Origin of the sequence: Mesobaculum littorinae, assembly GCF_004011175.1 — a bacterium.
GTDB lineage: Bacteria > Pseudomonadota > Alphaproteobacteria > Rhodobacterales > Rhodobacteraceae > Tranquillimonas > Tranquillimonas littorinae.
Genome location: NZ_RQXX01000001.1, coordinates 361,978 through 376,469, shown reverse-complemented (window position 1 = coordinate 376,469; position 14,492 = coordinate 361,978). Strand labels below are relative to the sequence as shown.

General features: G+C 69.6%; 11 protein-coding genes. 3 read left to right on the top strand and 8 right to left on the bottom strand.

Annotated elements, in window-relative coordinates; genetic code table 11:
- The first annotated feature begins 173 nt into the window (after positions 1 to 173).
- Both EKE94_RS01765 and trpD read left to right on the top strand, forming a co-directional pair.
- Positions 174 to 755 (top strand): anthranilate synthase component II, encoded by a 582-nt coding sequence (locus tag EKE94_RS01765; protein WP_127904879.1) that lies wholly within the window; start codon positions 174 to 176, stop codon positions 753 to 755.
- Positions 752 to 1,768 carry an anthranilate phosphoribosyltransferase gene (gene trpD / locus EKE94_RS01760; RefSeq protein WP_127904878.1) on the top strand — a complete coding sequence of 339 codons (1,017 nt, stop codon included), beginning with the start codon at positions 752 to 754 and terminating at the stop codon, positions 1,766 to 1,768. The genes EKE94_RS01765 and trpD overlap by 4 nt, the downstream gene beginning before the upstream one ends.
- Before the next feature lie 198 nt (positions 1,769 to 1,966).
- Here trpD and EKE94_RS01755 read toward each other — a convergent pair whose 3' ends face one another.
- Both EKE94_RS01755 and EKE94_RS01750 read right to left on the bottom strand, forming a co-directional pair.
- The gene (locus EKE94_RS01755; protein WP_127904877.1) at positions 1,967 to 3,877 is read right to left on the bottom strand and encodes a cation:proton antiporter; all 1,911 of its coding nucleotides are present in this window, start codon (positions 3,875 to 3,877) and stop codon (positions 1,967 to 1,969) included.
- Between the two features lie 333 nt (positions 3,878 to 4,210).
- The gene (locus EKE94_RS01750; RefSeq protein WP_127904876.1) at positions 4,211 to 5,383 is read right to left on the bottom strand and encodes a deoxyguanosinetriphosphate triphosphohydrolase; all 1,173 of its coding nucleotides are present in this window, start codon (positions 5,381 to 5,383) and stop codon (positions 4,211 to 4,213) included.
- A gap of 82 nt (positions 5,384 to 5,465) precedes the next feature.
- Here EKE94_RS01750 and EKE94_RS01745 point away from each other — a divergent pair, with 82 nt between their 5' ends.
- Positions 5,466 to 5,789, top strand: a complete 324-nt coding sequence (locus EKE94_RS01745; protein ID WP_127905436.1) for a HesB/IscA family protein — start codon at positions 5,466 to 5,468, stop codon at positions 5,787 to 5,789.
- Positions 5,790 to 5,965: 176 nt separating this feature from the next.
- Here the strand turns inward: EKE94_RS01745 and EKE94_RS01740 are convergent, their stop codons facing one another.
- From EKE94_RS01740 to EKE94_RS01715, 6 genes are all read right to left on the bottom strand, one after another.
- Positions 5,966 to 6,910 (bottom strand): ABC transporter substrate-binding protein, encoded by a 945-nt coding sequence (locus EKE94_RS01740; protein WP_127904875.1) that lies wholly within the window; start codon positions 6,908 to 6,910, stop codon positions 5,966 to 5,968.
- Between the two features lie 57 nt (positions 6,911 to 6,967).
- Positions 6,968 to 8,647, bottom strand: coding sequence for an ABC transporter ATP-binding protein (locus EKE94_RS01735; protein WP_127904874.1), 1,680 nt, complete (start codon positions 8,645 to 8,647; stop codon positions 6,968 to 6,970).
- Positions 8,648 to 8,770: 123 nt separating this feature from the next.
- Entirely contained in the window at positions 8,771 to 10,954 is a 2,184-nt protein-coding gene (locus EKE94_RS01730) for a TonB-dependent siderophore receptor (RefSeq protein ID WP_235855860.1), read from the bottom strand.
- 100 nt (positions 10,955 to 11,054) lie between these two features.
- Entirely contained in the window at positions 11,055 to 11,951 is an 897-nt protein-coding gene (locus tag EKE94_RS01725; RefSeq protein ID WP_127904873.1) for an AraC family transcriptional regulator, read from the bottom strand.
- Between the two features lie 304 nt (positions 11,952 to 12,255).
- A complete protein-coding gene (locus tag EKE94_RS01720; RefSeq protein WP_164870786.1) occupies positions 12,256 to 13,107 on the bottom strand; it encodes a glutamine amidotransferase-related protein in 852 nt (283 codons plus the stop codon).
- Positions 13,108 to 13,305: 198 nt separating this feature from the next.
- A complete protein-coding gene (locus EKE94_RS01715) occupies positions 13,306 to 14,310 on the bottom strand; it encodes a nucleoside hydrolase (protein WP_127904871.1) in 1,005 nt (334 codons plus the stop codon).
- Positions 14,311 to 14,492: the final 182 nt, after the last annotated feature.

Below are 14,492 nucleotides of genomic sequence, written 5' to 3'. Positions count from 1 at the left end.
CCCCCTGTTGCCTGCAGGTTCGCTATCCGACCGGCCGCGGATGGTGCAAGGCCCGTATGTCGGCCGCAGGGCCTGACAGGTCGGCCGTCTTGACGCCGCCCGGCCCGTTCTTCATCTATACCGCGACCCGCCCCGGGGTTCACCCCCCAAGCTACGCGAAGGACCGCCGCGGCATGCTCCTGCTTATCGATAACTACGACAGCTTCACCTACAACCTCGTTCACTACCTGGGTGAGCTCGGGGCCCGCGTCGAGGTGCGGCGCAACGATGCCATCGACGTGCAGGCGGCGATGGCCATGCGGCCCGAGGCGATCGTGCTGTCGCCCGGCCCCTGCGATCCCGACCGCGCCGGCATCTGCTGCGCCCTGATCGAGGCCGCCGCCGAAACGGGGATGCCGCTTTTCGGCGTCTGCCTCGGGCATCAGGCCATCGGACAGGTCTTCGGAGGGCGCGTGGTGCGGGCCCGCGAGCAGGTACATGGCAAGATCGGCATGGTCCGGCACCAGGGCGGCGGCGTGTTCGGCGACCTGCCCTCGCCCTTCGCCGCGACGCGCTACCACTCGCTGACGGTCGAGCGCGAGAGTCTGCCCGACACGCTCGAGATCACCGCGGACCTGGAGGACGGCACGATCATGGGGCTCAGCCACCGCACACTTCCCATTCACGGGGTGCAGTTCCACCCCGAAAGCATCGCCTCGCAGCACGGCCACCAGCTGATCCGCAACTTCCTGGACAAGCTGGCGGTGCCGGCATGAGCGATGGACTGAAGCCGCTGATCGACGCCGCCGCGCAACGCCCGCTGGTCCGGGACGAGGCAGAAACCGCCTTTGGCATCCTTTTCGACGGCGGCGCGACGCCGGCGCAGATCGGCGGGTTCCTGATGGCGCTGCGCACGCGCGGCGAGACGGTCGACGAATACGCCGCCGCCGCCGCGGTGATGCGGTCCAAGTGCCGCCCCGTGCGCGCGCCCAAGGGCGCCATCGACATCGTCGGCACGGGCGGCGACGGCAAGGGCACGCTCAACATCTCGACCGCCACCGCCTTCGTCGTGGCGGGCGCGGGTGTCCCGGTTGCAAAGCACGGCAACCGCAACCTCAGCTCGAAATCCGGCGCCGCGGATGCGCTGACCCAGATGGGTGTCGAGGTGATGGTCGGCCCCGAGGTCGTCGAGCGGGCGCTGGCCGAGGTCGGCATCGGCTTCATGATGGCGCCGATGCACCACCCCGCGACCAAGCACGTGATGGGCCCGCGGTCCGAGCTGGGGACCCGGACGATCTTCAACATCCTCGGGCCGCTGACCAACCCCGCCGGCGTGACCCGGCAGCTGACCGGCGCCTTTTCGACCGAGGTGATCCGGCCAATGGCCGAAACGCTGGGGCAGCTCGGCTCCGAGGTTGCGTGGATCGTCCATGGCTCGGACGGGACCGACGAGATTTCGATCGCGGGCCCCACGGCCGTGGCGGCGCTGGCGGATGGACATGTCGAGATGAGGGAAATCGCGCCCGAGGATGCCGGCCTGCCGCAGCACCCCTTCGAGGCGATCCTGGGCGGTACCCCGGCGGAGAACGGAGCGGCGTTCCGGGCGCTTCTGAACGGCGAGGCCGGCGGCTATCGCGACGCCGTGCTGCTGAACGCCGCCGCGGCGCTGATCATCGCGGGCCGCGCGGCGGACCTGCGCACAGGGGTGGAGATCGCCCGCGAGAGCATCGACAGCGGCGCCGCGCTCGCCCGGGTCGAAGCCCTGGCGCGGCTAAGCCCGGTCGCCTGATCCGACGGGACAGCACGACGACCTGAACGGCGCGGCCGACGAGCGCCGAACCAACCCGGGAAAGCAGGGCCTTCACGGCACCGCTTTCCCGGGGCCAGCCCAAACTTTGACGGCCCTTGCAACCTGCGAGGCCGACCAGCCCGCCCCCGGGAACGGACGGAGCGCCGGTTGGTGCCCCTCCGCCCGCGGGCGAGCCCGCTACTTCGGCAGCGCCGCCGCCGGTTTGGCCGTCGAGGTCGGGCCGGGCCCTCCACCGGTGGGCTCCCCCTGCCCGCCCCCCTTGCGCGGCGCGTCGATCTTTTCCAGCTCGGCCGGCGGAATCAGCGCGACGACGCTGGCACCGGCGGGCACGCGCAGCTCTTCGTCGTCGGTGACGAACTGGAACTGCCCGTCCTTGGTTATCTGCGCCATGATCACGGCCTCGGGGCGCTGGTCGCGATAGCGGGTCAGCGTGAACTCGTCGGTCAGGCCGGTGACGCGGAACTCCCACCCCTGCCACATCCGCTGGTTCAGCATGTTGTAGGTAGACTTGTCGCCGAAAGGTCGCCCCCCAAGCGACGCCGGCAAGGCATGGCGCACATGTTCGGCCTTTTCGCGGGCGGTCTGGTAGACGAACTCGCGGCCGAACTCGGGCGCGAGGTCGGTAGCGACGAGCGTGTTGTAGGCGTCGTTGTTGGTGGCGGCCAGCGCGGTGCGGTAGTTCAGGATCTCCACCCTGTGCTCGGCCGCCTCGCTCAGGATATCGCCGAAGAAAGTGGGGATGCCTGCCTCGCGCGCAGCGCGCAGGCTGGTCCGGTTGGGGTCGGTAAGCAGCACCGGCACCTTGTTTTCCTTCAGCGCCTCGGCCAGCGCCACGGTCAGGCGCGATCCGCCGACGATCAGCACGCCCGGCGTTTCGGCCGCCGTGAGCCCCAGCGCGCGCGCCACGGGGGCAAGGGTGAAGCCGTGGATGATGACCGTGACCGCCACCAGCACGAAGGCCAGCGGACCGATCAGCACCGCGTCGTCGATCCCGAGGGCCATCAGACGCTCGCCGAACAGCCCCGCCACGGCCACCAGGACCACGCCGCGCGGCGCGGTGAAGGCGATCAGCGTCCGTTCCTTCCACGGCAGCTTGGTCGAGGCCAGCGCGCCGTAGACGGTCAGCGGACGCGCCAGCAGGACCACGGCTGCGACAAACACCGCGGCGCGCCAGTTCAGCTGCCCCAGCGCAGTGAAATCGACGCTGGCGGCCAGCAGGATGAACACGCCCGAGACCAGCAGGATCGTCGCGTGCTCCTTGAAACGGCGCATCTCTTCGTAGGACGGCAGGTTGGCGTTTGCGAGAACGATGCCCATGATGGTCACGGCCAGAAGACCGCTTTCGTGCAGCACCGCGTCCGAGGCCGCGAAGACGGCGAGGATCACGACGAAGAGCACCGGCACCTTCATGTACTCCGGCACCTTGGCCCGCCGCAGCGCCCAGGACAGGCCATAGCCGCCCACGGCGCCAAGAACCACCGCGACCAGCCCCCCTGTGGCCAGCTCGAAGAACGCGCCGCCCCAGTCGGTCGCTGTGCGCAGCACCACGATGACCTCGAAGGCGGCGATCGCGGCCAACGCCCCCAGCGGATCGTTGACGATCGCCTCCCACTGCAGCAAGGCGGCGGGCCGGCGCGCCAGCCGCGAGGTACGCAAGAGCGGCGCGATCACCGTGGGCCCGGTGACGATCATGATGCCGCCCAGAACGGCAGAGCTTTCCCAGCCGAGGCCAGCGGCATAGTGCAACGCCAGGGCCGACAGCAGCCAGCCCAAAGGCGCGCCGATGAAGACCAGACGTTTCACCCCCTCCGCCGCATCGCGCAGGGTATTGAGGCTGAGCGTCAGGCCACCCTCGAACAGGATCACCGCGACGGCGAGCGAAATCATCGGTTCGTAGAGCGGGCCGATGTCGCGGTCGGGATCGAAGATGCCACTGACCGGACCGATCAGGATACCCGCGACAAGCATCAGAACGATGGCTGGCATCCGCAGCCGCCATGCTAGCCATTGCGCGCCCACGCCGATCGCCCCCACGAGGGCGAAGGCAGAGATGGGGTCAAGCCCCCCGGCGGCGATACTCTCTTCCATCCCGGTCCTTCCGTAACAGGGTATGCTGCAGCGCAGCCCGCGCAGCAATTTCGCGTGACTTGGGGCGCGACGGGGGGTCGGCAAGGGCCGACGCACGATTCTGCGCCATGGACGCGACGCCCGCCGCCGCGACCAGGCCCACCCCTGCGCGGCGCGGGGTATTGCCCCCCCCGCGCCGCAATGCGCCCCGGTCAGACGGCGCGCCCGGCGGCAGGGGCGCCCGCGCCCCTCTCGTGTCGCCTCAGTCGCGCGCGTCCGACCGTGTTCGGTGCACGGCCCCCGGGGGGCCGACGGCGAACCGGCCCGGCCACGGCCGGGACCGGCGCCCGGGGATCAGGGCGCGGTGGTCAGCGACGGATGGGTGTCGCCGCCCCGGAAATAACGGGCGTGGGTCTGGATCGCGAAGCGGTCGGTCATCCCGGCGATGTAGTCGGCCACGATGCGGGCCATGTCACGTTCGCTCTCGACCTGCTCGACATCCTTGCGCCACTGCTTCGGCAGAAGATCGGGCCGTTCCATGAAAAGAGGGAACAGATCGCGCACGATCTCGGTCACCAGCACCCGCATCTCGACCACCGAGGGCGCGCGGTACATGCGGTCGAAGAGGAACCGGCGCGTCACCTGCAGCTGCTCCCACACCTCTGGCGAGAACCGGGCCACGGGCCGTCCGGCGCGGCGGATCGCGTCGGCGCTGTCGGGCGCGATATCCTCCAGCCGGGTGCGCGCCTCCGCGATCACGTCTTCGACCAGCACGCCGAAGAAACGGCGCAGCGCCTCGTGCCGGCGGCGGTAATAGTTCAGGTCGGGCCAGATCCGGTCGACCTCGGCAAAGCAGCGGTCGAGGATCGGCAACCGCGCTAGTTCGTCGGTCGAAAACAGCTCGGCCCGAAGACCGTCGTGCAGGTCATGGTTGTTGTAGGCGATGTCGTCGGCAAGAGCCGCCACCTGCGCCTCGGCCGAGGCGTGGGTGTCGAGCTCGAGGTCCTGCTGCGCGTTGTAGTCGGCCAGCGCGTAGGGCACCGGCGCGGGAACGGGGCCGTTGTGCTTGGCGATACCTTCCAACGTTTCCCACGTGAGGTTCAGCCCGTCCCAGTCGGCGTAGTGCCGTTCCAGAGAGGTGACGATGCGGATCGCCTGCGCGTTGTGATCGAAGCCGCCATAGGGCTCCATCAGGTCCTTCAGCGCATCCTCGCCGGTGTGACCGAAGGGCGGATGGCCCAGGTCATGCGCCAGCGCGACGGCCTCGGCCAGCTCGGTATTGAGCCCGAGCACCCCGGCCACGGTGCGTGCGACCTGCGCCACCTCGATCGAGTGGGTCAGGCGCGTGCGGAAATAATCGCCCTCATGCTCGATGAAGACCTGTGTCTTGTGCTTCAACCGCCGAAAGGCCGAGGCGTGGATGATCCTGTCGCGGTCGCGCTGAAAGGCTGACCGGAACGTGCTGTCGCGTTCCGGGTGAAGCCGTCCGCGGCTTGCCGCCGGGTCCGATGCATATGGCGCCGACATGTGTCCTGCCCGTTCTTGTCGCCTCGTCTCGCGCCCCATATATTCAACTCGTGCCACAGAGAAAACGCGAAACCCCATGGATTTGACGCTTCCCCCCAAAGTGACCGACCGTGCCTTCGCGCGGCTGGCCGAAATCGACGCCGCGGGCGACGGCCAGGCGCTGCGCGTCGCGGTCGAAGGCGGCGGCTGCTCGGGCTTTCAGTACGACATCAAGCTGGACGCCCCCGCCGACGACGACCTGGTTCTCGAAAAGGACGGACAGAAGGTGCTGGTCGACAGCGTGTCGCTGCCCTTCCTTGCCGGGGCCACCATCGACTTTACCGAAGAGCTGATCGGCGCGCGGTTCGTCATCGATAACCCCAACGCCGCCTCGTCCTGCGGCTGCGGCACGTCCTTCGCGATGTGATCCGCGCCGGGGCCCCTCAGGGCCCCGCGGCGCCCGCCGGGCGCAACCGCCATGGCGGACAGGCGACCCTTGGATACGTTCAGGGCGCGGCCGGTCGGGAAGACAACAGGCTGTGACAGGCGCGGCGACCCCTGCCGCACGGCGCCAGCCTGCCCGCGCTTTCCCGGACCATCCCGTCAGTCGGCGGCCGGCAGCACCTCTTCCAGCGCCGGGACGAGGTGATCCAGCGTATATGGCAGGCTGAGCAGCGAGGCATGCGAAAAGGCCCCCGCCAGCAGCGCGTCGACGAATATCTCGTCGCCGCGGTCATTGGCCTCGAGGAACCGCCGCGTCGGCAGGGCCTCGACGCCCGAGAAATCCCCGTCCGTCGCGAACCACAGGATCACGTCGGCCTCCATCAGGCCGATGCTTTCGGCCGAGATGTCGGTCGAAAAGCCGCCACCGGGCACCCCGGCATCGACCGCGGCGGGCGTCTCGAACCCCAGCCGCGACAGGATCTGCGCCCGGATATCCTGCGATCCATAGACGCCCGGCCGATCGTCCCACATGTAGGCCACTGTGGCGGTTAGCCCCTGCCAGTGCGGGTGATCCTCGGCGGCCGCGTCGAACAACGCGTCGATCTCGGCCACCTTCCGGCGCGCCAGATCCTCGCGCCCCACCGCGCGGCCGGCAATCATCGCCCGGTCGTCCCAGGGCAGCGCGAAGGGGTCCACACCCCGGGGCGGCGCGACGACGGGGGCGATCTGCGACAGCCGGTCATAGGCCGCCCGGTCGATGCCGGACCAGAGCGCGATGATCACGTCCGGCTTTGCCGCCGCCACCTGTTCGAAATTGATTTGCCCGCGCAGGATCTCGGGCGCGCCTTCCAGCAGCGGCTCGGCCCAGGGCCAGACCGCGCGGGGGTGGTCGCCATACCAGTAGCGCAGCGCCACGGGCTGCACGCCCAGCGCCAGAAGGTCGTCGGCGCCCGCGTAGTCCAGCGTCGCGACGCGCGCGGGACGGTCGGGGATCGCGGTCTGCCCGAAGCGGTGGTCGATGGTCAGCGGAAACTCCTGCGCCGCGAGGGGCGCCGACAGCAGCGCAAGAGGCAATGCCAGAGGCAGGAACAGGGCACGCAGCATGGGCGGGGTCCTTTCGGTGTCGGTGCGCGCGGGACGCGCGGTCATTCCAGGGGCAGGTCAGGCCCAGACGCGGGCCGGTTCGACCGGCGCCCCGTTCAGGCGTTCAAGCCCGCCACCCTCCAGCCGGAACACCATGTCGGCGTCGCGGATGGTGTCCAGCCTGTGGGCAATGACCAGCGTGGTGCGGTCCTTCGACAGCGCGTCCAGCGCGGTCTGGATCGCACGCTCGGTTTCGGTATCCAGCGCCGAGGTCGCCTCGTCCAGAATCAGGATCGGCGGGTTCTTGAGAAAGGCGCGGGCGATGGCGACCCGCTGCTTCTGCCCGCCCGAGAGCGTCACGCCGCGTTCGCCCACGATGGTGTCGAGCCCGTCGGGAAGCGCGGCGATCAGCGGGCCGAGGCTGGCCTGCTCGGCGACCGCGACGATCTCGTCCCGCGTCGCGCCGATCCGGCCATAGGCGATGTTGTCGCCCAGCGTGCCGCCGAACAGGAACACGTCCTGCTGAACGATGCCGATCTGCGCGCGCAGCGAGTCCAGCGTCAGGTCGCGGATGTCGTGGCCGTCGATGCGGATGGCGCCGCCGGCGGCCTCGTAGAACCGCGGCACGAGGCTGAGAAGCGTGCTCTTGCCCGCCCCCGACTGGCCGATGAAGGCCGCGGTCTTGCCCGCCCCGATCCGCGCCGTGATGCCATCCAGCACCGGGCGCGCTTCGTCGTAGCCGAAGCGCAGATTTTCAAACTCGACCTCGCCGCGGAAGGCGGGCGCAGGGCGCGCGCCGGGGCGGTCGGCGATCTCGGGCACGGTATCCAGAAGGTCGCAGTAGCGGCGAAACCCGGCCAGCCCGCGGGGATAAAGCTCGATCACCGCGGCGATCTTTTCCACCGGGCGCAACAGGACGCCGACGAGCAACAAGAAGGCGACGAATCCGCCTTCGGTCAGCCCGCCCTGCAGCACCAGCCAGGCACCGACGACCATGACGATCACCTGCACCGCGCGCATCCCCATGTAGGTCAGCGACACCGACCCCGCCATGACGCGATAGGCGTCCAGCTTGGCCTGCCGGTAATTCGCGTTGTCGCGGGCAAAAAGCGTCTGTTCGTGGCGTTCGTTGGCAAAGGCCTGCACCACGCGCATGCCGCCCACGTTCTCTTCCAGCCTCACGTTGAAATCGGCCACGCGCCCCAGGATCGTCTGCCAGGTGCGCGTCATCCGGCTGCCGTAGATCACGGTGACGGCCGTCATCGCGGGCACGATCACCGCGGAGACCAGCGCCAGCGGCACGTTGATCCACAGCATCAGCGCGAAGGCCCCCGCGAAGGTCATGACCGCGATGAACAGATCCTCGGGGCCATGATGCGCGATCTCGCCGATCTCCTCCAGGTCGCGTGTGACGCGGGCCACCAGCCGCCCGGTGCGCTGCTTGTCGTAGAAGGAGAACGACAGCCTCTGCAGGTGGGCGAAGGCCCGGGCGCGCATCTCGGTTTCGATGTTGATGCCCAGCATGTGGCCCCAGTAGGTCACCACGGCCATCAGCGCGGTATTCAGCAGGTAGATCAGCGCCAGCGCCGCCGTGGCCAGCGCGATGATCCCCCAGTTGCCAGAAGGCAGCAGCCGGTCGATGAAGCTTTGCACCGCGAGCGGGAAGGCAAGTTCGAGCAGTCCCGCGAAGACCGCGCAGCCGAAATCCAGCCAGAAGAGGCCGGCCCAGGGGCGGTAGTAGGCCAGGAACCTTCGCATGGGTCACTCCTTGTCGTCGCGTCGGCCGCCCCAAGATCGCCCGCGCCCCACCGGACGGTTCCGGAGGCTGCGCGATCCGGCCGGTGCGGTCCCGGGCGCCTCTCTAGGCGTCCGGGCCGCCGCTTACCAGCGCCGGGTCAGGTCGAGGCTGATCTGTCGCCCCGCCCCGTAGGAGCATGTGACCAGCCCGCGGCACCCGGTGACGTAGGCCTCGTCGCCGATATTCGTCGCGGCCAGGTCGAGGCCCCAGCCGTTGTCCCAGTCGTAGCCCGCGTAAAGATCGACCAGCGTTGCCGTCCCGACCTTCAGCGTATTGGCCTCGTCCGCCCAGCTTTCGCCCTGGTAGCGCAGGCCCGCGCCCAGGCTCAGGCCCTGAAGCCCGCCGTCAAAGTCGTAGTCCAGCCGCAGCGCCGCTTGGGTTTCGGGGATCAGCACAGGGCTGTTGCCCACCAGATCGAGGTTGGCATCCTCTGTAACCTCGAGATCCAGCATCGTTGCCGCTGCCTGCAGGCGGACCCCGTTGCCGAACCCGTAGTGGCCTTCGACTTCGACCCCCTGGCTGCGCACCTCGCCCAGCTGACTGTAATTCCCGAAGGTCCCCGTGATCACGTTTTCACGGTCGATCCGAAAGACCGAGGCGGTGACGAAGGCATCCATCCCCGCGGGCGCATACTTGACCCCCAGCTCGATCTGGTCGCCCGATTCGGGCTTGGTCACGCCCTCGGCGGGCGAGGCTATGGTCGGCAGGAAGAAGCTGGACGCCGCGGCGTAGGGGGTCAGACCATTGGCGAATTCATAGGCCAGACCGGCGCGGTACGAGGTTTCGCTGTCCTCACGCACGAACTCGGTCAGGCCGCGCGTCTCGGTCGTCACCCAGTCGTGGCGCAGGTTGGCGGTGGCGATCCACCCCTGCCCGAACCGCAGCTGGTCCTGCGCATAGATCGCAAAGACGTCCTGCGTGGTCACCCCGTCGATATAGGGGTCGCCCATCACCGGCGTGCCGGGGGCGGTAGGATCCAGCGGGTCGGCGGTGAAGGTGAAGTTCGAGGTCTGGGTCTGGTCCAGTTCGAACCGCCGCGCGTCGATGCCCACCAGCAGGTCGTGGCGGACGCCCCCTGTCGTGATGTCGCCCGCGACGTGCAGATCGCCCTCGTAGGCATCGAGCGTGCTGTCATGGGTGAAGGCGCCCAGCGAAAGCTGCCCCGCGTCGCCCGGCTGCGGCTGGAACCCGTCGTAGCCCGAGGGATAGAAATACCCCTCTTCGATCTCGGCATGGGCGATGCGGCCGGTGGCGCCAAGGCTCCAGCCATTGCCGAACTCGTGCTCGACGATGGCGGTTAGCGCCCCCTGGCGGCGGTCGTAGTAATCCCAGTCCGGGTCGGAAAAGTTCGTCTCGGGGTCGATCGTGCCGAAATCCGCGGGCACGACGGTGCCGTAATAGGGCAGGAAGGTGCCGCCCGAATGCTGTTCGTCGGCATGGGTGTAGTTGCCCAGCAATGTGACCTTGGTACCGCTGTCGAGCGTGAAGGACAGTCCCGGCGCCACGACGCCGCGCACGCCGTCGTTGAAGTCGTCGTAGGTGTCGCCCCCCTCGATCCGCGCGGTCAGGCGGTAGGCGCGCCCCTGCCCCAGGTCGTCACCCCAGTCGATGCCGGTCCAGACCCGGCCCGCGTCGTTGGCGCCGAAGGTCAGTTCGCGCACCCGCCCGCCGGGACGTTTCGAGACGTAGTTCAGCACGCCGCCGGGGTTCGACCCGCCGTAGAGCACCGAGGCCGGGCCGCGCAGCACCTCGATCCGCTCCAGCGTGTAGGGATCGACGTAGAGCGATCCGAACCCGTAGGAGAGGTTCTGCACCCCGTCCCAGAACACCCCAGTCTGGTCGGACTGGAACCCGCGGATGAAGTGCCAGTCGTAGTCCCCGTCGTCGCCGTAGACCTCGGAGAAGACGCCCGCCGAATAGCGCAGCGCCTCGCCCACGGTGGTGACGTTGCGCGCCTCCAGAGCCTCGCTGCCGATGACGGTGACGCTTTGCGGGATCTCGTTGAGGGGCGTTGGCGTCCCCGCCCCCGTCGTCGTGACCGGGTTGGCGATGCCGCCCACCGGGCCGGTGCCGGCGTCTTCCTCGGCCTCGAGCACGATGGTGCCCAGCGTGTCCTGCGCCGTGGCCATGGCGGGCAACATCAGCGCAAGCGCGGCCGTGCCGCCCCTGAGACCGACGCGGAGGCCATCCCTGAGGGTATCCTTGAAGCCGGCCCTGAGGCCGGCCCTGAGATCGGCCCCGGGGCCAGCTTGCATCGAACGTGTCATCTGGGGTGGTCCTTCGTCAGCGTCTGGCGGGGCACGGCGGGACCGTGCTCCGAGGATCGGCGCCACCCTGGCAGGTCGAACCTGATCGATCTTGTCGGAATCAACCGCCGTTTGAAGCGGACTGCGGCAAAGCGCGGGGCGCGGCCGCATTGCGCCTCGCCGCGGCCGGGGTGATGCCACGCAGCGCGCGGAAGGTCCGCGTCAGGTGCGCCTGATCGGAAAACCCGGTGGCGGCCGCCGTCTCGGCCGGTCCGAGACCGCCGTGCAGCAGCGCCTCGGCCCGGTCGATCCGGGCCCGCATGTGCCAGCGGTGCGGCGGCACCCCGGTCGAGATCTTGAAGGCGCGTGCGAACCACGACGGCGACAGCCCGGCCAGCGCGGCCAGTTCCTCCACCGGGACGCGGCGGGTGAGGTTGTCGCGCAGATGCCCCGTCACCCGGTCAAGCTGCCAGCCCGTCAGCCCGCCGCGCGCGGGCGCGGAGGTGGCGGCGTCGTGCGGCAACGGCGGCGGCCCCAGCAGGTCGATGGCCAGCGCCGCGACCAACGCCAGGGCGAGGTCATCCCCCCGCTCGGGCGCGGCGCAGTGATCGGCCAGCATGAGGGCCAGAGCCTCGCACCGGCGGGCGTGCTGCATCAGCCGCGGGCGCGACAGGTCGCCCCCGGGCACGATACGTCGCAGCGCCTCGCTGTCGAAATGCAGGTCGAGATGCCGGATCGGCCCCGCCGCGGCGCAATGCGCGTAGGTCTCGACCCCGGCGGGAACGTAGTGCACGGGCCCGGCGGGCGGCACCGGCTCGGGCCGGCGCGACAGGGACAGGCTGGCGCGGTCCAGCTCGACCACGATGCGCGGATCGGGCGAGACATAGCGCCCCCGCGCGCCCGCGTCGGACTGCACCCGCCACAGATCGATCACGATCCCGTCCAGCGACAGCGTGCACAACGCGTCCGTGACCGAAATGCCGGTCACGAAGGCAGTCATGCGGGGGCTGAAACTCATCTGGCGGATCCTCGGGGCGCGGCGCCGTTCAGCTTTATTCCGACCGATTTTGTCGGGTCAAGACCCAAGCAGCCGGCTCCGTCTCACTCCGGCCTCCCCGCAGGCGATCCGGGGGGCACCGCCCTGCCCTTTCGGCAGCGCGGAACCGCACTGGTCACGCCCCCCGTAGCCGCCTGCATTTCTTCGGGCTATAGCCGACGCTTTGCAGACAGCCGACAGCACGCCCGGAATTCGGCATGCTCCCATTGGCTAAGGGTCGCGTCGGCCTGGCTCTGGTTGCCGATCTCTTTCGGCCGCGGCGCAGTCAGTCCGCCCCCGGCCCCGCCGGTGCACCCAGGAACCGCAGGAAATTCGCGATCTCGCGTCTACGGTGGCGCAGGTCGACGACCTCGTCATCGAGACCCAGTTGCCAGGCGAGATCCCTTCGAGCCGGAGTCTCCTCCAGCGTTTCCAGATCGGCGGCATAGCGGTCGACCGCGCTGTCGTCGCGGGCCAGATCCTGCCGGATCAGCGCCGCCGTCTGCGCCCTGAGCGCATCGGCGATCTCGGTCAGCGCCAGTTCGGGATGATACTGCACGCCCCAGAACACGCCCGCACCTGAACGGATCTCGGCCGCCTCGACAGGGACGTCGCGGCTGCGGGCCAGCGTGCGGCCGCCCGCGGGAAGCCGGTCGACGATCGCCGAATGCATCGTCGGCGCGTCCCACGCTCCCGGACGTCCGCCCAGCATGGGGTGCCCGCGGCCGGCCTCGGTCGCGACGATGTTGCGCGAGAAACAGGCGTTCATCGGGGCCGCACGCGGGCGCACGGTGCCCCCCGCCGCGACGGCGGCGATCTGCAGCCCGGCGCAGGACCCGAAGGCGGGCGACCCGGACTCGAACACCGCCGCCATGAAGCGTGCGGCCTGTCGGACCTCGGGCCGGTCCTCGTGCATCTGGATCGGCGATCCGGCGAAGATCACGCCGTCGAACCGCGCCAGATCCCGCGGCGGGTCGGCAGCCCCGTCGACGCAGGAGGCCTGCGCGATCTCGACCTCGCCCAGCATCTGCCGCAGGGTTCCGGCATAGGTTTCGTGCGAGGCGAGGCCCGAACGCTTGCGCCGTGCGGCCTGCTGGTCGGGGGTCTCGCTCGAGACGACGAGAAGGCTGAGGGGCATCGGAACTCCGGCAAATCTGGAAAGGCACCTGTGGCGCATGACCCGCCACTTAGAACTCGGCACGCACGGGACACCCCCCGGACAACGATGTGCCTCATGGGACGTCGCCCGGCGCCGCCACCGGTTGCGGTAGACCGCAGGCGACAGGCACGCCGGTAAAGCAGGCTTTCGCCGTCGCCCTGCTGTCCCGACCCGGGATCAGCCTGCGTCGGCCGCACCTAGCCTTGCGTAGAAATCGAGGAATATCTCGTCGCGTTGCAGGTCGTGCGCTTCGCGGATCATGTGGCGCCCGGGGCGGGCTTCCCATCGAAGGTCCGATGTCAGCACCGGCGCGGGGGTCTCGAAGGTCGGCACCCAGTCGGGGTTCAACAGCCACGCGATGTCGATCATGTCCCAGATCACCCAACTGCGGCGCCGGGGCTCTTCGGTCGCGAACATATCGTGCAGCGGGTTGCGGTCGTAAAGCTGCCAGAGATAGTCGCCCAGCGCGCCACGCCCTTTCACGTTCTGCGCCACCTCCGGGTGCGACAGGCGCAGCTGCACGCCCACGTGGTATCCCGGCAGGTAGACCAGCGGCACGCCGCAATCGAAAAGCCGCCGCGTCGCGTGCGGATCCTGCACGAGGTTCAGCGCCGAGTGCTGCGGATGCGGCTGCCGCGTGGGGTAACCGGCGGTCCAGAGAACGACGATGCGCTCGGCGATCTCGGGCGCGCGCAGAAGCGCCGCGGCGATGTTGGTCACACAGCCCATGCAGGCCACGTAAAGCGGCGCCGCCCCGCTCTTGGCCAGGTCGACGATGGCCTCCGCGCCCTCGGACCACACGATGTCGTCGGGGGTCTCCATGTACCGCGTGGCGCCTGCATGGGCGGGAACCTCGCGCCGGCACAGCGCATGGATGCGCCGGATCTCGTCGAGGCTCAGCCGCATGCCGGCGTCCGGGTGGACCAGGTCGCGGTCGAGCGCGTCGATGCTGCGCCCGGCACGGGCCAGGCGATCGGCCCAGGCACGGTGGAATGGCGTCGCCCCCGCGCGCAGGGGGGCGAGGTGGTGGCGGAACGAAAACGGCGCGGCCACCGTCGCCTCGACCTTCAGCCGCTCGGGCGCGAACAGGGCCCAGGCCAGGGCGAACTGGTCGTCGATCTCGTTGGCGCAGTCGGTGTCGATGACCACGCGCAGGCGGTCTCCGGTGGGGTGGGACGTCATGTCGCCTCGCTATTCGTGTCATCGGGCGGCGGATCGGCACCATCGGCACCGAAGCGCCGCCCTGCCCGTCCCTCGCACCGGTGACGCACCGGGGGCGGCGATGAAGCGGGCATAGGCCAGAGATACGCCCCCACGCAATGGGCGGCGCGCCCCCGCCCGCCCGGGGCCGGCAGCAAGGTCAG

Coding starts and splice junctions, on each gene's coding strand:
- EKE94_RS01765 (WP_127904879.1), top strand. CDS start 174: ATGCTCCTGCTTATCGATAACTACGACAGCTTCACCTACAACCTCGTT.
- trpD (WP_127904878.1), top strand. CDS start 752: ATGAGCGATGGACTGAAGCCGCTGATCGACGCCGCCGCGCAACGCCCG.
- EKE94_RS01755 (WP_127904877.1), bottom strand. CDS start 3,877: ATGGAAGAGAGTATCGCCGCCGGGGGGCTTGACCCCATCTCTGCCTTC.
- EKE94_RS01750 (WP_127904876.1), bottom strand. CDS start 5,383: ATGTCGGCGCCATATGCATCGGACCCGGCGGCAAGCCGCGGACGGCTT.
- EKE94_RS01740 (WP_127904875.1), bottom strand. CDS start 6,910: ATGCTGCGTGCCCTGTTCCTGCCTCTGGCATTGCCTCTTGCGCTGCTG.
- EKE94_RS01735 (WP_127904874.1), bottom strand. CDS start 8,647: ATGCGAAGGTTCCTGGCCTACTACCGCCCCTGGGCCGGCCTCTTCTGG.
- EKE94_RS01730 (WP_235855860.1), bottom strand. CDS start 10,954: ATGACACGTTCGATGCAAGCTGGCCCCGGGGCCGATCTCAGGGCCGGC.
- EKE94_RS01725 (WP_127904873.1), bottom strand. CDS start 11,951: ATGAGTTTCAGCCCCCGCATGACTGCCTTCGTGACCGGCATTTCGGTC.
- EKE94_RS01720 (WP_164870786.1), bottom strand. CDS start 13,107: ATGCCCCTCAGCCTTCTCGTCGTCTCGAGCGAGACCCCCGACCAGCAG.
- EKE94_RS01715 (WP_127904871.1), bottom strand. CDS start 14,310: ATGACGTCCCACCCCACCGGAGACCGCCTGCGCGTGGTCATCGACACC.